The organism is Serratia sp. P2ACOL2, assembly GCF_003691565.1.
In the GTDB taxonomy this organism is placed as follows: Bacteria; Pseudomonadota; Gammaproteobacteria; order Enterobacterales; family Enterobacteriaceae; genus Serratia; species Serratia liquefaciens.
The window spans coordinates 5,209,960-5,228,994 of the sequence record NZ_CP033162.1; the positions used below are offsets into that span (position 1 = coordinate 5,209,960).

16 protein-coding genes, 1 rRNA gene and 1 riboswitch are annotated in these 19,035 nt (G+C 55.2%); of the genes, 7 read left to right on the forward strand and 10 right to left on the reverse strand.

All coding sequences use genetic code 11. From position 1 onward, the window contains the following. Positions 1-20: 20 nt before the first annotated feature. The 3 genes from EBA31_RS24975 to btuB all read right to left on the reverse strand — a co-directional run bounded on the left by EBA31_RS24975 (position 21) and on the right by btuB (position 4,668). A 16S ribosomal RNA gene (locus tag EBA31_RS24975) occupies positions 21-1,561 on the reverse strand. Positions 1,562-1,988: 427 nt separating this feature from the next. Continuing rightward, positions 1,989-2,852 (reverse strand): glutamate racemase, encoded by an 864-nt coding sequence (gene murI / locus EBA31_RS24980; protein WP_122080446.1) that lies wholly within the window; start codon positions 2,850-2,852, stop codon positions 1,989-1,991. After that, positions 2,797-4,668: a TonB-dependent vitamin B12 receptor BtuB gene (btuB, locus tag EBA31_RS24985; RefSeq protein WP_115060808.1), complete on the reverse strand. Its 1,872-nt coding sequence runs from the start codon at positions 4,666-4,668 to the stop codon at positions 2,797-2,799. The genes murI and btuB overlap by 56 nt, the downstream gene beginning before the upstream one ends. A 67-nt stretch (positions 4,669-4,735) precedes the next feature. Then, positions 4,736-4,949, reverse strand: a riboswitch (cobalamin riboswitch). Positions 4,950-5,069: 120 nt separating this feature from the next. Here btuB and trmA point away from each other — a divergent pair. Further along, positions 5,070-6,173, forward strand: a complete 1,104-nt coding sequence (trmA, locus tag EBA31_RS24990) for a tRNA (uridine(54)-C5)-methyltransferase TrmA (protein ID WP_020837512.1) — start codon at positions 5,070-5,072, stop codon at positions 6,171-6,173. A gap of 42 nt (positions 6,174-6,215) precedes the next feature. Here trmA and EBA31_RS24995 read toward each other — a convergent pair whose 3' ends face one another. Together EBA31_RS24995 and fabR are read right to left on the reverse strand one after the other, a co-directional pair. After that, positions 6,216-6,584, reverse strand: coding sequence for a YijD family membrane protein (locus EBA31_RS24995; protein ID WP_020837513.1), 369 nt, complete (start codon positions 6,582-6,584; stop codon positions 6,216-6,218). Between the two features lie 14 nt (positions 6,585-6,598). Continuing rightward, positions 6,599-7,231: an HTH-type transcriptional repressor FabR gene (gene fabR, locus EBA31_RS25000; protein ID WP_020837514.1), complete on the reverse strand. Its 633-nt coding sequence runs from the start codon at positions 7,229-7,231 to the stop codon at positions 6,599-6,601. A 215-nt stretch (positions 7,232-7,446) separates the two neighbouring features. Between fabR and sthA the strand changes: the two genes are divergently transcribed. Beyond that, on the forward strand, positions 7,447-8,844 hold the full coding sequence (gene sthA, locus EBA31_RS25005) for a Si-specific NAD(P)(+) transhydrogenase (RefSeq protein ID WP_020837515.1): 1,398 nt from the start codon (positions 7,447-7,449) through the stop codon (positions 8,842-8,844). Here the strand turns inward: sthA and oxyR are convergent. After that, positions 8,827-9,744 (reverse strand): DNA-binding transcriptional regulator OxyR, encoded by a 918-nt coding sequence (oxyR, locus tag EBA31_RS25010; RefSeq protein WP_020837516.1) that lies wholly within the window; start codon positions 9,742-9,744, stop codon positions 8,827-8,829. The genes sthA and oxyR overlap by 18 nt on opposite strands. Positions 9,745-9,895: 151 nt before the next feature. Here oxyR and EBA31_RS25015 point away from each other — a divergent pair, with 151 nt between their 5' ends. The 4 genes from EBA31_RS25015 (at position 9,896) to EBA31_RS25030 (ending at position 12,892) form a co-directional block, all read left to right on the forward strand. Further along, the gene (locus tag EBA31_RS25015) at positions 9,896-10,627 is read left to right on the forward strand and encodes a glutathione peroxidase (protein WP_044554933.1); all 732 of its coding nucleotides are present in this window, start codon (positions 9,896-9,898) and stop codon (positions 10,625-10,627) included. A 77-nt stretch (positions 10,628-10,704) separates the two neighbouring features. Continuing rightward, the gene (locus tag EBA31_RS25020; RefSeq protein WP_115060810.1) at positions 10,705-12,153 is read left to right on the forward strand and encodes a dihydrolipoyl dehydrogenase; all 1,449 of its coding nucleotides are present in this window, start codon (positions 10,705-10,707) and stop codon (positions 12,151-12,153) included. A gap of 165 nt (positions 12,154-12,318) precedes the next feature. After that, entirely contained in the window at positions 12,319-12,579 is a 261-nt protein-coding gene (locus tag EBA31_RS25025; protein WP_122080447.1) for a toxin HicA, read from the forward strand. Continuing rightward, positions 12,566-12,892: a type II toxin-antitoxin system HicB family antitoxin gene (locus EBA31_RS25030; protein ID WP_020837523.1), complete on the forward strand. Its 327-nt coding sequence runs from the start codon at positions 12,566-12,568 to the stop codon at positions 12,890-12,892. The genes EBA31_RS25025 and EBA31_RS25030 overlap by 14 nt, the downstream gene beginning before the upstream one ends. A gap of 36 nt (positions 12,893-12,928) precedes the next feature. On the opposite strand, the gene argH is transcribed toward EBA31_RS25030, so the two are convergent. The 4 genes from argH to argC all read right to left on the reverse strand — a co-directional run bounded on the left by argH (position 12,929) and on the right by argC (position 17,434). Continuing rightward, a complete protein-coding gene (gene argH, locus EBA31_RS25035; protein WP_020837524.1) occupies positions 12,929-14,302 on the reverse strand; it encodes an argininosuccinate lyase in 1,374 nt (457 codons plus the stop codon). 78 nt (positions 14,303-14,380) lie between these two features. Next, positions 14,381-15,601 carry an argininosuccinate synthase gene (locus EBA31_RS25040; protein WP_020837526.1) on the reverse strand — a complete coding sequence of 407 codons (1,221 nt, stop codon included), beginning with the start codon at positions 15,599-15,601 and terminating at the stop codon, positions 14,381-14,383. A gap of 25 nt (positions 15,602-15,626) precedes the next feature. Then, positions 15,627-16,400: an acetylglutamate kinase gene (gene argB / locus EBA31_RS25045; RefSeq protein ID WP_020837527.1), complete on the reverse strand. Its 774-nt coding sequence runs from the start codon at positions 16,398-16,400 to the stop codon at positions 15,627-15,629. Positions 16,401-16,429: 29 nt separating this feature from the next. Next, on the reverse strand, positions 16,430-17,434 hold the full coding sequence (argC, locus tag EBA31_RS25050) for an N-acetyl-gamma-glutamyl-phosphate reductase (protein ID WP_122080448.1): 1,005 nt from the start codon (positions 17,432-17,434) through the stop codon (positions 16,430-16,432). 216 nt (positions 17,435-17,650) lie between these two features. Here argC and argE point away from each other — a divergent pair, with 216 nt between their 5' ends. Continuing rightward, the gene (argE, locus tag EBA31_RS25055) at positions 17,651-18,796 is read left to right on the forward strand and encodes an acetylornithine deacetylase (RefSeq protein WP_162302922.1); all 1,146 of its coding nucleotides are present in this window, start codon (positions 17,651-17,653) and stop codon (positions 18,794-18,796) included. The last annotated feature ends 239 nt before the right edge of the window (positions 18,797-19,035 follow it).

Below are 19,035 nucleotides of genomic sequence, written 5' to 3' on the forward strand. Positions count from 1 at the left end.
CGCGAATCAATATCATTAGGTAAGGAGGTGATCCAACCGCAGGTTCCCCTACGGTTACCTTGTTACGACTTCACCCCAGTCATGAATCACAAAGTGGTAAGCGCCCTCCCGAAGGTTAAGCTACCTACTTCTTTTGCAACCCACTCCCATGGTGTGACGGGCGGTGTGTACAAGGCCCGGGAACGTATTCACCGTAGCATTCTGATCTACGATTACTAGCGATTCCGACTTCACGGAGTCGAGTTGCAGACTCCGATCCGGACTACGACGTACTTTATGAGGTCCGCTTGCTCTCGCGAGTTCGCTTCTCTTTGTATACGCCATTGTAGCACGTGTGTAGCCCTACTCGTAAGGGCCATGATGACTTGACGTCATCCCCACCTTCCTCCGGTTTATCACCGGCAGTCTCCTTTGAGTTCCCGCCATTACGCGCTGGCAACAAAGGATAAGGGTTGCGCTCGTTGCGGGACTTAACCCAACATTTCACAACACGAGCTGACGACAGCCATGCAGCACCTGTCTCAGAGTTCCCGAAGGCACTAAGCTATCTCTAGCGAATTCTCTGGATGTCAAGAGTAGGTAAGGTTCTTCGCGTTGCATCGAATTAAACCACATGCTCCACCGCTTGTGCGGGCCCCCGTCAATTCATTTGAGTTTTAACCTTGCGGCCGTACTCCCCAGGCGGTCGACTTAACGCGTTAGCTCCGGAAGCCACGCCTCAAGGGCACAACCTCCAAGTCGACATCGTTTACAGCGTGGACTACCAGGGTATCTAATCCTGTTTGCTCCCCACGCTTTCGCACCTGAGCGTCAGTCTTTGTCCAGGGGGCCGCCTTCGCCACCGGTATTCCTCCAGATCTCTACGCATTTCACCGCTACACCTGGAATTCTACCCCCCTCTACAAGACTCTAGCTTGCCAGTTTCAAATGCAGTTCCCACGTTAAGCGCGGGGATTTCACATCTGACTTAACAAACCGCCTGCGTGCGCTTTACGCCCAGTAATTCCGATTAACGCTTGCACCCTCCGTATTACCGCGGCTGCTGGCACGGAGTTAGCCGGTGCTTCTTCTGCGAGTAACGTCAATGCAATGTGCTATTAACACACTACCCTTCCTCCTCGCTGAAAGTGCTTTACAACCCGAAGGCCTTCTTCACACACGCGGCATGGCTGCATCAGGCTTGCGCCCATTGTGCAATATTCCCCACTGCTGCCTCCCGTAGGAGTCTGGACCGTGTCTCAGTTCCAGTGTGGCTGGTCATCCTCTCAGACCAGCTAGGGATCGTCGCCTAGGTGAGCCATTACCCCACCTACTAGCTAATCCCATCTGGGCACATCTGATGGCATGAGGCCCGAAGGTCCCCCACTTTGGTCCGTAGACGTTATGCGGTATTAGCTACCGTTTCCAGTAGTTATCCCCCTCCATCAGGCAGTTTCCCAGACATTACTCACCCGTCCGCCGCTCGTCACCCAGGAGCAAGCTCCCTGTGCTACCGCTCGACTTGCATGTGTTAGGCCTGCCGCCAGCGTTCAATCTGAGCCATGATCAAACTCTTCAATTAAAAGCTTGATTTGCTTCAACTCGTGAAGCGATGCTCGAAAATTAACTTTCGTAATAATTCAACTAAATGAATTACTGCTTGGTCACTCTTCAAGACTTGATATTTTTTTGAACCCGAAGGTTCTGGATATCGTCTTGTGGAGTGCCCACACAGATTGTCTGATAAATTGTTAAAGAGCGTTCGTTACTAAGATATTTCTCGGTAACGCGGGAGGTGCATATTACGCTTTCCCGCTGAAGAGTCAAGCTTTTTTCTTATTAAGAAACGGTGTTTTCACCGGCTTGCTTCTTCCTGGCTGGGCGACTGGTTCTCGTTAGAGGAGTCGTTGTTCCCGGTCAGTGGAGGCGCATTATAGGGAGTTCTCAGAAGGCCGCAACCCCTAATTTCAATATTTTTTCCGACCGTTGAACATTTAACCAAAACAGCCTTAAAGAGGCAGTTTTTTCAACGATTTAAAGCCATATCCCTGTAGAACGGGCAATAAAGCGTCAGTATCTTCATTTAACGCCATGCAATACGCCAGATTCTCTTCCTGCGTCGACACCAGATTTTCCTGCGTCGAAATCAGCCATGCGGTACGACGGGCAATCGCCGCGCCGGAATCGATCAGTCGAGTTCCCTCAGGCAACACCTGCATTAGCTCTTCTGCTAATAAAGGGAAATGGGTGCAACCGAGTACCACGGTATCCGGTGGCTCGCGCATGCTCAGCCATGGATGGAGAATTTTCTTCAGCGCCGGCAGCGGTACGGCTTCACCATGCAGCTTGGCTTCTGCCAGTTCCACCAGCTCAGAGGAGCCAAGCAGCTCGATCTTGCAATCGGTAGCGAAACGGGCGATCAGCTCATGGGTATAAGTACGCTGTACGGTACCGCGGGTAGCCAGCAGGCCCACCACACCATTGGCGGTCAGGCGGGCAGCAGGCTTGATGGCAGGCACCACGCCGACAACCGGGAAGGTAAAGCGTTCGCGCAGGGCCGGCAGGGAGACCGTACTGGCCGTGTTACAAGCGATGATGACTATCGCCAGAGGATGCCGTTGCTGCACCGCGCTGACAATCTCCAGCACGCGCTCAACAATAAACTCTTCGGATTTCTCGCCGTAGGGAAACGCCACATTATCGAAGGCGTATATATAGTGGAGGTCCGGCAGCAGTTGCCGAACCTCTTGATACACCGATAACCCGCCGACGCCGGAATCAAATACCAGCACCGTCGGACGGGCCATAGCAGGGGTGTTAGAAGGTATAGCTTCCAGTGAGGTAGTATTCTCTTCCTGGAGTAGCGTAGCCATAAGCCGTCTCATAATCTTTATCAAACAGGTTGGCGATTCTACCACGAACTGTCAGATGAGATGTGACAGGATACGAAACTGCGAGATCCCACAGGCTGACACCGCCAAGTTTGACGCTTTGCTCTGGATAGGTGCTGTAGTCTTTATCATAACGCTCACCCAGGTATTGATAGGTCACTGCCCAGTCAAAATCATAGACCTGCCAATCCAGCTCATACTTCACCTGCTGTTTGGCACGGCGCAGCAGCACTTCATTGGTTTTGGCATTACGCGGATCGACATAGTCGTAACCAATGTGATGGGTTAACGGACCCGTGTCGAATGAAGCTGTAGCTTCAATACCTTTAATTGTGGCCTTGCCAACATTGTAATAGACGTAGTTGGTCTCGCCGGTGGAATCAATCAGGTTATCAATATCGTTGCGGTAGCCGGACACGCGCCAGGTTACCGGCCCGGTCAAACCTTCAAAGCCCCCTTCCCACTGTTTGCTTTCTTCCGGTTTTAGATCGGTATTATTGCCGAAGTTGCCATACAGCTGACCCATATTAGGGGCTTTGAATGCCGTGCCGTAGGAAGCGATGAAACGGTACCCTTCAATAAACTCCCAGCCCGCACTGGTTTGCCAAGTGCCATGCCAGCCAAATTCGGAATGATCGTCGCCGCGAACCGCCCCTTCCAGAGTGACCGGCCCGACCAACTGCTGCGCAGTCAGATAAACACCGGCGTTGCGTTGGGTTTTTTCACCGTTAACCGTGGTGGAGTCTGGCTTGATTTGCTGATGCTGCCAGTCAATCCCCGAACTGACCGTACCCTGACCTACCTGAAGAGTATTTCCCCATTGCAGGTTGTACTGCTCGGAGTCCACCAGGCTGGCTGAGCTGTCATACATGCCGCGACGAGGATCGTAATCATAATCCTTGCTGTGGCTGTAGCTGCCAATCAACTGCGTCGCGTAGATGCCTTCCTTATAACGCAGGCCGGTATCCCAGGTTTGACTGTACAACTTGCGGGTATCGACCAGCGCGCTGGTAGGCGAAGAGTAATACGCGTCGTAAGCCGTGCGGTTATCGTAACCGTAACCACGAACAAAACCGCTGATAGCCTCGTTGAACTGATGATCAACAGCGCCGTATAGCGACTTGCTCATAAAGCCGTCGCGATCCTGCTGGCTTTGCATGCCGGTGCTGCCGTAGGCCACCACATCATAACCTTTGGTATAGGTGTAGTTACCGGCGACCGTGGCAACCGTGCTGTCGCCCAGCTGTTGTTGAGTAGACGCGTCATAGGCCTGGTAGCCGTTAGACCCCACACCGGCGGAAAGCGTAGTGCCGTTCTTTTCGCGGGTGGTAATAATGTTAACCACGCCGCCGATGGCATCGGAGCCATAAACCGCCGAACGTGGGCCACGAATATATTCAACTTTCTGCACCAGCGAAATCGGGATCTGGCTGAGATCGGAAGAGCCGCTGATACCGGCCTGATTAAGACGGATACCGTCGATCAGCACCAGCACATGGCTGGAATTGGTGCCGCGAATGAACAGCGAGCTTTTTTGCCCCAGGCCACCGTTCTGCCCCACGTCTACACCCGGCAGGCGGCGCATCACATCGGTCAGGCTTTTTGCCTGCCAGCGGTCGATTTCATCACGGGTGACGACGGAAGTGGGTGCCAGCACGGAAGAAACCGGCTGCGGGAAGCGGTTGGCGGAAACCACCAGATTTTCGCTGTTATTCGCTGTGGTGTTGTCTTGCGCCCAGCCAGAAAAAGCCGTGACGGAAGAAACCACCGCCAGCAGCGTATTTTTTGTAATTGTCATGAAAAAGCATCCAAACTTAATTGGCGGATGCCGCAGGATCATGGCCGGTATTTCGCGACGGCCACGGACATTGCGACGTAACACCGGCAGGTCTTCGGGCTTGGGAGTTGCGGGCGGCCTCTTAGCTACCAGCACCGGGCGATGACTTCCCGTCCTGCAATGGACAGTGTCTGCGTAAAACGCTATCGCCGTGACTTCCCCTTACCGCTGCGCGTCAGCTCCGGATTCACACCGGATTCCCTTTTCACTCACTGCTTGAGGCCGGACGACAATGCTACGATCAATGTAAATAGATGTCTAGACTGCTATCAATGTTACAAATAATAAACACGACAAAACTGGACTTCACGGACTGATTCCCTACAATCCCCGCTGATCAAATTTGCCTGACGAGAAGAAACATGACGCCCGAGAATTTGCCTATTGAACGTTACGATGACCAACTGGCGGAAAAAACTGCCCGGCTGAAGACGCTGATGTCACCGTTCACGGCACCCGAGCCGGAAGTGTTCCGCTCGCAAGTCGAACACTACCGCATGCGCGCAGAATTCCGCATCTGGCATGATGAAGACGAGATGTACCACATCATGTTTGACCAGCAGACCAAGCAACGCATCCGCGTCGAGCAGTTTCCTGCCGCCAGCGAATTGATTAACCGCCTGATGAGCGCACTGATCGCCGCCATCAAGCCGGATCCTATTTTGCGCCGCAAGCTGTTCCAGATTGATTACCTGTCGACCCGCAGCGGCAAAATCATCGCCTCGCTGCTGTATCACCGTAAGCTGGACGACGCCTGGCAGCAGCAGGCAGAAAAGCTGCGGGATGATCTCCGCGCCCAGGGCTTTGACCTGCAGTTGATTGGTCGTGCGTCGAAGATGAAAATCATGCTGGATCAGGATTACGTCGATGAAGTCCTGCCGGTCGCCGGCCGCGACATGATTTACCGTCAGGTGGAAAACAGCTTCACCCAGCCGAATGCGGCGATGAACATACAGATGCTGGAATGGGCGCTGGACGTGACCGCCGGCTCTAAAGGCGATCTGCTGGAGCTGTATTGCGGCAACGGCAACTTCTCCCTGGCGCTGGCGCGTAACTTCGAGCGGGTGCTGGCCACTGAAATCGCCAAGCCTTCCGTTGCCGCGGCGCAGTACAACATTGCCGCCAATCATATCGACAACGTACAGATTATCCGTATGGCGGCGGAAGACTTTACCCAGGCGATGAACGGAGTACGCGAGTTTAATCGTTTGAAGGGTATCGATCTGAGCAGCTATAACTGCGAAACCATTTTTGTCGATCCGCCGCGCAGCGGACTGGATGATGAAACGGTAAAAATGGTGCAGGCTTATCCGCGAATTTTGTATATCTCATGCAACCCGGAGACGCTGTGCGCCAATCTGGAGACGTTGCAGGAAACTCATCAAATCAGCCGTCTGGCATTGTTCGATCAGTTCCCGTATACCCATCACATGGAATGCGGCGTACTGTTGGAAAAACGCGTTTAATCTCACAGGGGCGCCGCGCTTGCTGCGCCCCTGGTTTTCCCCTTACGCCGGGGTATTCTCATCCAGCGCCTTGCGCGCCTTCAGCTTCATGCCAATCCAGAACACCAGCGCCACGGAAATAATCGCCGGCAGGAAGTTAGAGCCGATCTGCGGGTATTCGGCACGCACTATCGCACTGTACAGCAGCACCCCAAGCAGGAAGGTCGCCGCCGCCAGCTTAGGTATGCCATCCGGCATCGCGCGGTGCAGATACCGTTGATGCAGGCAATACACCGCCAACACCAAAGCAATAATCGGGAAAATCGAAAACGGCACCACCGAGCTGAACAGCGCGGCGAACGAACCGTTGATTGAAAGGCCGGCAATCAACGCCAGCAGTAAGGTGCCATTCTCACGGCCTGGTTTTTCCATCGCTTTCTACCTTTTTATACGTGGGATACAGAAGTTTTTTCTTGTTCGCGGCGATACCAATAATAAGCGCCTTTGGAAATCATCCGCAGTTGCAACACTAAGCGCTCCTCAAGCCGACGCCGTTGATCGATGTCGATATCCAGCGCTTCAGCACCGGCGCTGAAGACGATGGTGACCATAGCTTCCGCCTGCGCTTCGGTGAAACTGCGCGGCATATGGTTTTCCAGCTCGAGGTAATCCGCCAGTTCGGCGATAAAATGTTGGATCTCACGCGCCACCGCCGCACGAAAGGCCGCCGAGGTCCCGGAACGTTCACGCAACAGCAGGCGGAAGGCGTTGGGATTATTGCCGATAAACTCCATAAAGGTGGAGACCGAGGTGCGGATCACGCTGCCCCCCTTGGCGATACGCTGCCGCGCCTGCCGCATCAGTTGACGCAGCATCAGGCCGCTCTCATCCACCATGGTTAACCCCAGCTCGTCCACATCACGGAAGTGGCGATAAAATGACGTCGGCGCGATGCCCGCTTCACGCGAGACCTCACGCAGGCTCAGACTGGCAAAGCTGCGTTCAGCGCTCAGTTGGCTGAAGGCCGCTTCGATGAGGGAACGACGAGTCCGTTCTTTTTGTTGTGCTCTGACGCCCATATGCATATCCAGATAAGATCCATTTTCTCAGTCTAACGCCGTAGACCCGGCAATATAGCAAATTTTATTGCAACAGCATTTATACAAACGCGCCCTGTCACAGTTTCAGCCTGCACCATTTGTGCTTTGCCTCAAAAAGCCTAATGGTGATTGGGCACTCAGCGCTATGATGTTAAGATACCGTTGTAATTTTGTATAAGACAGGTCTCTCCCCTATGCAACAGCACTATCAATTTGATGCCATAGTCATTGGCTCGGGCCCAGGTGGTGAAGGTGCCGCTATGGGGTTGGTGAAGCAGGGCGCCCGCGTGGCCGTGATAGAACGGTACAACAACGTAGGCGGTGGATGTACCCATTGGGGCACCATCCCATCCAAAGCCCTCCGCCACGCCGTTAGCCGCATTATCGAATTCAACCAGAACCCGCTTTATAACAATTCACGCACGCTCAGCGCGACATTCCCTGACATTTTACGCCACGCCGATAACGTCATAAATCAGCAAACCCGGATGCGTCAGGGATTCTATGAGCGCAACCAGTGCAAGCTGTTTGCCGGCGATGCGCGCTTTATCGACGCCAACACCGTTAGCGTCAGCTATATGGACGGCACCCAGGACACCATCCGCGCCGATCACATCGTTATTGCCTGCGGCTCACGCCCGTACAACCCGTCGAGCGTCGATTTTAACCATCCGCGTATTTATAACAGTGATTCCATTCTCGAACTGAACCACGAACCGCGTCACGTCATCATCTATGGCGCCGGGGTGATCGGCTGTGAATATGCATCTATCTTCCGCGGTTTGAACGTGAAGGTGGATCTGATCAACACCCGCGATCGTCTGCTGGCGTTCCTCGATCAGGAAATGTCGGACTCGCTGTCATATCACTTCTGGAACAACGGCGTGGTGATCCGCCACAACGAAGAGTTCGAGAAGATAGAAGGCACCGAAGACGGCGTGATTGTTCACCTGAAATCCGGCAAGAAAGTGAAGGCAGATTGCCTGCTGTACGCCAACGGCCGCACCGGTAATACCGACTCGCTGGGGCTGGAGAACGTCGGTCTGGAGTCAGACAGCCGTGGCCTGCTGAAAGTGAACAGCATGTACCAGACCGCGCTGCCGCACATTTATGCCGTGGGTGACGTGATTGGCTACCCGAGTCTGGCATCTGCCGCCTACGATCAGGGCCGCATTGCCGCACAGGCGATTTCCTCCGGCGAAGCCAGCGGACATTTGATTGAAGACATCCCGACCGGTATCTACACCATTCCGGAAATCAGCTCCGTCGGTAAAACCGAGCAGGAATTGACGGCGATGAAAGTGCCGTATGAAGTGGGTCGTGCACAGTTCAAGCATCTGGCCCGCGCGCAGATTGCCGGCATGAACGTCGGCAGCCTGAAAATCCTGTTCCATCGCGACACCCTGCAGATCCTTGGGATCCACTGCTTCGGCGAGCGTGCGGCAGAGATCATCCACATCGGCCAGGCGATCATGGAACAGAAAGGTGAAGGCAATACTATCGAATACTTCGTTAATACGACCTTCAACTATCCGACCATGGCCGAAGCCTACCGGGTGGCTGCGCTGAACGGCTTAAACCGCCTGTTTTAACGTGGTGCCCATGTAGCTTTGCATGTGCTCGCGGATCGCCTCGGCCAATTGCTCATAACGACTGCGCAATGGGGAGCCGGGGCGGTACACCAGCGCAATGGTGCGCTTGGGTTCAGGTTTGAAACAGTCCAGGTAACACACGCCGTCGCGCTCACGCTGCGGCGGTACCGCCAGTGACGGCAGCAAAGTGATCCCACTGCCAGCCGCAACCATATTACGCAGCGTTTCCAGGCTGGTCGCCCGGAAATGAGTATCTTCGTCAGCCCCGGCCTGGAAACAAAAGCCCATCGCCTGATCGCGCAGACAGTGGCCATCTTCCAGCATCAACAACTTTTCACCGGCCAGATCCGGCATCGCCACGCGGTCACGCTGCGACCATGGATGATCGGAATACACCGCCAGCTTCATCGGTTCGTCAAACAGCGGCACTTCAATAAAGGCTTCGGTTTCTTTCACCAGCGCCAGAATGGCGCAGTCAAGTTTACCGCTGTCGAGCTGCGCCAGCAGCTGTTGGGTTTGCGCTTCATGCAGGTACATTTCCAGCTTGGGAAAGGTTTTATGCAGCGTAGGTATGATCTGCGGCAGCAGATAAGGCCCGACGGTGGGGATCAGGCCGATATGCAGCGGCCCCGACATAGCTTCACCTTGCTGGCTGGCCATCTCTTTCAGAACTTTGACTTCGCGCAGCACGGTACGCGCCTGTTCCACCAGCAACAGGCCCGCCTGGGTGAATAACACCTTGCGACTGGTACGTTCGAGCAGCATCACACCCAGTTCGTCTTCCAGCTTACGGATCTGCCCACTCAGCGTGGGTTGGCTAACATGGCAAGAATCGGCGGCACGGCGGAAATGCCGGTGCTCGGCCAAAGCGACCAGGTACTCTAAATCACGAATATTCATTGTTTCCCTCCAGACCACGATAGCTCATGGCGATAGATAAGATAGCAATGAGCGATTAGATCTATCAAGCCCCGACGTCAATAATGTCACCCAACGAAGCGATACCGCGCTAACAGCTAAAAATTATTTTTCCTAATTAAGGGGTTAATTCATGTTTACCAGTCAAGAAGGCAAAAAAGTCCCTCAGGTTACCTTCCACACCCGTCAGGGCGACCAATGGATTGACGTCACCACCGACGACCTGTTCAAAGACAAAACCGTCATCGTGTTTTCACTGCCGGGCGCGTTTACCCCAACCTGTTCTTCCAGCCATCTGCCGCGCTACAACGAACTGTCCAGCGTATTCAAACAGCACGGCGTTGACAGCATTCTGTGCGTTTCAGTGAACGACACCTTCGTAATGAACGCCTGGAAGGCCGATCAGCACGCAGAGAACATCACCTTCATTCCAGACGGCAACGGCGAGTTCACCAAAGGCATGGACATGCTGGTCGAGAAAGCAGATCTGGGTTTTGGCCCGCGCTCATGGCGTTATTCCATGCTGGTGCGCAACGGCGTGGTGGAAAAAATGTTCGTCGAACCTAACAAGCCGGGCGACCCGTTTGAAGTGTCTGACGCCGACACCATGCTGAAATACCTGGCGCCGGAATTCAAAGTACAGGAGTCGGTTTCCCTGTTCACCAAACCGGGCTGCCCATTCTGCGCCAAAGCCAAACAAATGCTGCAGGAACGTGGCATCCAGTATGAAGAGATCGTACTGGGTCAGGACGCCACCACCGTCAGCCTGCGCGCCGTCACCGGCCGTGCAACCGTACCTCAGGTCTTCATCGGCGGTCGTCATATCGGCGGTAGCGATGACCTGGAAACCTTCCTGTCAGCCTGATTTATAAGTAATAACAAAGCCAACGTGAACTTTTGGCGGGCTTCGGCCCGCCCTTTTTTTAGCTTTCAGGAGCGGATATGAAACAGTTGAATGTTGACGTCGCGGTCATCGGCGGCGGCACCGCCGGTCTGGGCGCCTATCGCGCCGCCAAGCTTGCCACCCCAAGCGTGGTGATGATCGAAGGCGGAGCTTATGGCACCACCTGTGCCCGCGTTGGCTGCATGCCATCAAAATTGCTGATTGCCGCCGCCGAGGCGGTGCATCAAATCGAGCGGGCACCGGGTTTTGGCGTGTATCCCGCCGGAAAAACTACCATTAACGGCCGTGAAGTCATGGACCGTGTTAAACGCGAGCGCGACCGTTTCGTCGGCTTCGTGCTGGAAGGTGTCGACGAAATCCCGGCCACCGACAAAATTCAGGGTTACGCCCGTTTCATCGACGACAATACTTTGCAGGTGGACGATCACACCCGCATTGTGGCGCAACGCATCGTTATCGCCACCGGGTCCCGCCCAAGCTGGCCGGCAGCATGGAATGCGCTGGGCGACCGCTTGATTGTCAATGATGACGTGTTCAACTGGACTGATTTGCCAGACTCGGTGGCCGTGTTCGGGCCCGGCGTAATTGGCCTGGAGTTGGGTCAGGCGCTGCATCGCCTCGGCGTCGAAACCAAAGTATTTGGCGTTGGTGGTGCCGTTGGGCCGCTAACCGACAGTACGGTACGCAACTATGCCGCCAAAGCGTTGGGCGAAGAGTTCTATCTGGATGCCGATGTGAAAGTGGACATGATGCAGCGCGAAGGCGACAAGGTCTTTATCCGCTATCAGGGTCTGAACGGCTTACCGCAGGAGATCATGGTGGATTACGTCCTGGCAGCCACCGGTCGTCGACCGAACGTCGATAATCTGGGTCTTGAGAACACCCGTCTGGTGCTCGATGCCAGGGGCGTGCCTCAGGCCGATCGCCTGACGATGCAAACCAACGTGCCGCATATCTTTATCGCCGGTGACGCCAGCAACCAGCTGCCGTTATTGCACGAAGCCAGCGATCAGGCGCGCATTGCCGGAACCAACGCCGGGAGCTTCCCGGAAGTGACCCCGGGCCTGCGCCGCAGTGCGATCTCGGTGGTATTTTCCGATCCGCAGATTGCCATGGTCGGTTCCACCTTCCGTGAGCTGAATGAAAAATTCAGCGCCTGCGGCTGTTTCGAAATCGGTGAAGTGTCATTCGAAAATCAGGGCCGTTCACGGGTGATGCTGCGTAATAAAGGCATCCTGCACGTCTACGGCGAACAAGGTACCGGGCGTTTCCTCGGCGCAGAAATGATGGGGCCGGACGTCGAGCACATTGCTCACCTGTTAGCCTGGGCACATCAGCAGAAAATGACCATCAACCAGATGCTGGACATGCCGTTCTATCACCCGGTGATCGAAGAAGGCTTGCGTACCGCACTGCGTGACTTGCAGTCAAAACTGAAACTGGGCGAAGCCGAGGCGGAACGCTGCCAACGCTGTCCGGGCGAGTAGTTCTTCCCCCTGCTATCTATCCCCACCGGGCCTTCGTGCCCGGTTTTTTTTGCGCTTCGAATTCCACTCTTGTCGCTTGCTGCTTGCCGCTCAGCGCATGTCAGGTCATTTTTACGTCGCCACATTGAAATGATATCAATAATGATACTAAAATAAGGTGCATGCATGAAAGGAATCAGGAGTGCCATTGAAGATCTGCAACAACGGCAGAACAGCATCAGATTCACTGAGTTGGTAACAATTTGTACGCGCTGGTTCGGCCCACCGCGTTTGAACGGCGGCAGTCATCACGTTTACCGCATGCCCTGGCAAGGCGATCCCCGGATTAATATACAACGCGGAAATGGAGGCACGGCAAAGGTATATCAGGTTAAACAGGTCATTGCCGCATTGGTCAAAATGGAGGATGAACATGGAAAAGCATGAGCATTACACTTATCGCATCACCTGGTCGGAAGAGGACAACGAATATGTCGGCCTCTGCACAGAATTTCCTTCTCTGTCGTGGCTGGCCGCAACGCGTACCGCAGCGCTTGAAGGTATTGAAAAACTGGTCAGCGAGGTGATCAATGACCTGTTGGCACAGGGTGAAACACCGCCACAGGCGCTGGCCGAGAGAGTTTTCAGCGGCAAACTGGTATTGCGTATGACACCGGAACAACATCGACGTCTGGCGATCAACGCTATAGAGGAAGGTGTCAGCCTGAACCGCTATCTTTGCGCACGGCTGGCGGGATAATCGATAAAGGGCAGCACCGGGCTGCCCTTACGCCACTCAAGCCAAACGCTGTTTCGCTGCGGCGATCGCACTGGCGACCTGCTGAGGAGAAACACCGCCCTTGGCCGAACGTTTATCCAGACATGATTGAAGTGCCAGAATTGGGTATACGTCGTCGCCAATCACCGCGCTGAATTTCTGCAAATCAGCCAACGGCAGGGCTTCCAACGCCTTGCCCTGGCGAATCGCCTCTACCACCGCCTCACCGACGATATGGTGCGCCTCACGGAATGGCACGCCTTTGGCGACCAGATAATCCGCCAGTTCGGTCGAGTTGGCGTAGCCCTGCTCTGCCGCTTCCTTACAACGCGGACGTTTCACCTGGATGCCATCCAGCACCAGCGCCGCCATCTGCAGACAGTCCATCCAGGTATCCAACGCGTCGAACAGCCCTTCCTTGTCTTCCTGCATATCTTTGTTGTACGCCAGCGGCAGGCCTTTCAGCGTCATCATCATGCCCGTCAATGCGCCCTGTACACGCCCGCATTTACCGCGGATCAGCTCCAGCGCATCCGGGTTTTTCTTCTGCGGCATCAGCGAGGAGCCGGAAGTCACGCGGTCGGACAGATCGACAAAGGCCGCTTCGCCGCTGTTGAAGAAGATCAGGTCTTCGGCAAAGCGCGACAGGTGCACCATGCTGATGGAGGCGTTAGACAACAGTTCCAGCACGTGGTCACGATCCGAAACGCTGTCCAGGCTATTACGGGTTGCCGAAGCAAAGCCCAGCCAACCGGCCAATTGCTCACGGTCGATCGGGTACGCAGTGCCGGCCAGTGCGCCACTGCCCAGCGGGCTGACGTCCAGGCGTTTCAGCGTATCCTGCAGGCGGCTTTCATCACGCGCCAGCATTTCAACATAGGCCAGACACCAGTGCGCGAAGGTCACCGGCTGCGCACGCTGCAGGTGGGTATAACCCGGCATCACCGCATCCTGGTTGGCTTCGGCGGTTTCCACCAGCGCCTGTTGCAGTTGCACGATGGCCTGATGCAGTTCACCAATTTGATGTTTGCACCACAATTTCAGATCGGTCGCGACCTGATCGTTACGGCTACGGCCGGTGTGCAGCTTTTTACCGAGATCGCCGACCTTGTCGATCAGCTTTTGCTCCACCCAGCTGTGAATATCTTCCGCATCGCTGCTGACAATCGCCTGCGGATCGGCCTGTACCTCTTCCAACAGCACGCTCAACGCCTGTTCCAGCTGTTGCTGCTCGGTCGCCGTCAATACGTTGACGGTCACCAGCGCTTTCGACCAGGCCACTGACCCTACGATGTCCTGTTCCGCCAGGCGATAATCGAAGCGCAAAGAATCATTTAACTGCTTGAACCGCTGATCTGCCGCCTGACTGAACCGTCCGCCCCAAAGTGCCATACCTTACTCCTGAATTTTATGCGAATAAGGGCGCAGCACGCTGCGCCCTTATCAAGTCACGCCGAATAATCAATAAAGTTACTTGTTCTTTTTCTCGTTCAGCGCACGGATGCGTGAAGAGAGCGAGAACAGGCGGATAAAGCCACCGGCATGGCTGTGATCGTAAACTTCGTCTTCGCCAAAGGTGGCGAACTCTTCAGAGTACAGGCTATTGGCAGATTTCTTCTGAATGGCCGTTACCTGGCCTTTGTACAGCTGCAGCACTACTTCGCCGTTCACTTCTTCGGCCAATGCTTCAGCAGATGCTTGCAGTGAACGACGCAGCGGCGCGAACCAACGGCCATCGTACACTACGTAAGCCATTTCCAGGCCCAGCTGCTCACGCCATTTGAAGCTATCGCGATCCAGAACCAGCTGCTCAACGCCACGCAGTGCCGCCACCATGATGGTGCCGCCCGGGGTTTCGTAGCAACCGCGGGATTTGATACCCACCAAACGGTTTTCCACGATATCGATACGGCCCACACCATGTTTGGCGCCCAACACGTTCAGGGTTTCCAGGCACTTGTACGGGCTCAACGCTTCGCCGTTTACCGCCACTACCCGACCTTTCTCGACGGTGACAGTCACCTGCTCTGGCTGATCCGGAGCTTCCTGCGGATCGACGGTCCAGACCCAGCAGTCTTTATTCGGTGCATTCCACGGGCTTTCCAGCACGCCGCCTTCGGTAGAGATATGCCAGGCGTTTTCGTCACGGCTGTAGATTTTTTCCAGCGACGCCGTGGTCGGGATGTTGCGCTCTTTCAGGTAGTCCAGCAGCGCTTCACGGGAACGCAGGTTCCACTCGCGCCAAGGGGCTACCACTTTCAGGTGCGGCGCCAGTGCGGTATAGGTGGTTTCGAAACGCACCTGGTCGTTACCTTTACCGGTTGCGCCGTGGCACAGCGCGTCAGCACCGACCTTCAGCGCCAGCTCAACCTGCGCCTTGGCGATGATCGGACGGGCCATTGAGGTCCCCAGCAGGTAGCTGCCTTCATACAGAGCACCGGTTTGCAGCACGGGGTAAACATAATCACTGATGAATTCTTCACGCAGATCAACAACGTGACACTCAGAGGCACCGGATTGCAGGGCTTTTTGCTCCACGCCTTCCAGATCGCTGCGCTCCTGGCCGATATCTGCCACGAACGCCACCACTTCGCAGCCGCCGTAGTTTTCTTTCAGCCAGGGAATGATGGCCGAAGTATCCAGACCGCCAGAGTACGCCAGAACGATTTTTTTGATGCCTTGGTTTTGCATGGTCTTTTCCTTTTTAATTCTAAATTTAAGCGAGGATCCGGGTGCCAATCGACACGCCGTTAAACAGTGCAGGAAGCTGATCGGCATGGCGCCAACTGGCGATATCTACCGGGCGACCGAGGGTGCGGGCCGCATCGAGCGCCGCATTCACCTTCACCACCATACCATCAGTGATGATGCCCTGGGCAATCAGTTGTTCCGCTTTTTGCGCCGTCATTTCTGCGATGCGCTGCCCTTTTCCGTCGAGGATGCCACTGACATCCGACAGCAGGATCAAATCCGCACCCAGCGTGGCGGCCAACGCGGTCGCCGCCTGATCGGCGTTTACATTCATTAACTTCCCATCGGCGGTAATACCGATAGAGCTGATCACCGGCAGGTAGCCGGCACCCAGCAAGGTATTGAGCAACGCCGGCGACCCCGGCTGCGCGTTGCCTACGTGGCCAAGCGCCGGATCGAGCGGGGTGACGGTGACGCTGCCGCCGTCCGCCAGGCTCAGGCCTACGGCATTAATCTGGTGTTTGATCGCCCATGCCAGCAAGGTTTTGTTGGCCGTACCGGCCAGTGCGCCGGTGATAATGTCGATCTGATCGGCCGGGGTGACCCGCAACCCATTTTTCTTCACCACCGGCAGGGAAAGCTGCTTCATCAGTTCGTCCACCACGCAACCGCCGCCGTGGACGATAACCAGTGGGCGCTGATGCTGCTGGCGGTAGCTGTCCAGCGCGGTAAACAAACGCTCCAGCGCTTCTTCACTGTCTAATAACACGCCACCTAACTTGATAATTAACGGGTTCATCGCTGTTTACATCCCACGCTGGTGATTTATTAAAGTAATGACTGGGTTTCCGGGAACCCAAAACGGATATTCAGGCATTGCACCGCCTGGGCGGCTGCGCCTTTCAACAGGTTGTCTTCCACCGCCACGGCAATCAGGTGTTCGCCCTGCACGGCAAAGCCGATATCGCAAAAAGGCAACCCAACCACTGACTTCAGCGCCGGCACGCCTTTGTCGTACAGCCGCACCAGCGGTTTGTCGTCATAGGCAGCGTGATAAACGGCGGCCACGTCCTGCGCGGTCACGCCGGCTTTAAGGCGACAGGTGATGGTTTCGAGAATACCACGCGGGAAGTTACCCAAATGTGGCGTAAAGATGACCGGAGCCCCTAGATGCGCGACGATTTCCGGATGATGACGGTGGTTGAAAATTCCGTACGGCTGCAGGCTCACTTCACAGAAGCTGGTGGTGACGCTGGCCTTGCGGCCCGCGCCGCTAACGCCGCTGGTGGCGTTGATGACCGGCCACTGGTCGAGGTTCAGCAAACCTTGGTCGATCAGCGGTTTCAGTGCCAGCTGCGCTGCCGTTGGGTAACAGCCTGGCACGGCTATCAGCTGCGCCCGTTTGATTTCGTCGCTCTGCCACTCCGCCAGGCCATATACCGCCTGCTCCAGCAGCTCGGCATGCTGATGTTCAAAACCGTAGTACTGGCTGTAGAAAGCGGTATCTTTTACGCGGAATGCACCGGAAAGATCGAACACCACGCAACCGGCGGCCAAGAACGCCGGCGCGATATCGTGGCTGACCTCATGCGCCGTGGCCAAAAACACCACGTCGATACCTTCAGCCGCTTTCGCAACGTCAACCAGTGGTTGCAACGGCAGATCAACGATGCCTTTTAACTGAGGGTGCAAATCGGAAAGCAATTTTCCTGCATCTGCACTTTGCGCTGAAACCGCTAAAGCGGTTATGTTCATGTGTGGGTGACGATTAAGGTACGCCGTGAGCTCCGCTCCGGCATAACCGCTGGCACCGACAATCAGCGTATTCAACATGGGGCCTTTCACCTTCTTGACTTGCGTTTGGTCGTATTCGACTCAGGTTTCCAGGCTCACCAGCGTTGTTTTGCCGTTCACCCACGAGGTCGAGCGTTGATGTTTTTATAATCATCCGGGAATCGGGTTCCCTTACGCTCCAGCTTACTGTATTTTTATTCACAATAACTGCATGAATATTGATACCAACCTAACCAAAGGCTGTCAACAGTGAAGATGAAATTACCTCCATTTATTGAGCTGTACCGGGCGTTGATCGCCACTCCGTCGATCAGCGCCACCGATGGTGCCCTCGATCAGAGTAATGAAGCGTTAATCAACTTGCTGGCCGGCTGGTTTGCCGATTTGGGTTTCCGCGTCGACGTGCAGCCGGTGCCGGACAGCCGCAACAAATTCAACCTGCTGGCAAGCATTGGCGAAGGCAGTGGCGGCCTGCTGCTGGCGGGCCACACCGATACCGTGCCTTATGATGAAGGCCGTTGGACACGCGATCCTTTCACCCTGACCGAGCACGACAATAAGCTGTATGGACTGGGTACCGCGGACATGAAAGGCTTCTTTGCCTTTATTTTGGATGCGGTGCGTGACATCGATGCCAGCCAGCTGACCAAGCCGCTGTACATTTTGGCCACCGCAGATGAAGAAACGACGATGGCCGGCGCACGTTACTTCGCCGCCTCGACCAGCATCCGCCCTGAATTCGCGATTATCGGCGAACCGACCTCATTGCAGCCGGTGCGTGCGCACAAAGGCCATATGGCCAACGCCATTCGCATTGTCGGCCAATCCGGCCATTCAAGCGACCCGGCGCGCGGCGTGAACGCCATCGATCTGATGCATGACACCATCGGCCGTTTGATGGAGCTGCGTAAAACGCTGCAGGAGCGCTACAACAACCCGGCATTCGCCGTGCCTTATCCCACCATGAACTTCGGCCATATCAGCGGCGGCGATGCCGCTAACCGCATCTGCGCCTGCTGTGAACTGCATCTGGATATCCGTCCGCTGCCGGGCATGACGCTCGACAATATCAACGAACTGATGCACCAAACGCTGGAACCCATCAGCCAACGCTGGCCGGGCCGCCTGAGCATTGAAGAACTGCATGCCTCGGTACCGGGCTACGAGTGTCCGACCGATCATCAGATGGTGGCGGTGATTGAGAAACTGCTGGGCACCCGTACACAGGTGGTCAACTATTGCACCGAGGCGCCGTTCGTCCAGCAGGTCTGTCCGACCCTGGTGCTGGGCCCCGGCTCTATCGACCAGGCGCATCAGCCGGATGAATACATCGATACCGGCTTTATCGAACCCACGCGCAAACTGCTGGGCCAACTGGTCGATCATTTCTGCCGTCAATAAACCTGATACAAAGTAGGGGTTATGATTTATCATTTCCCCTACCTCAAAATACGTATTAAACCAATGAAATAAGCCAGACTGATAACCGGCGTGCCGTAATTAAATTTCAGAAAATGCGCCGATTTTGATGTTTTTTTGCTAAAAATAGTGTCAATTGACGATTGGACAGGAACGTGGCGAGATAAAACAGGCGCTCTTCGCCTGACATGTGAAACTTACTTACAAGATAAAAATCATCT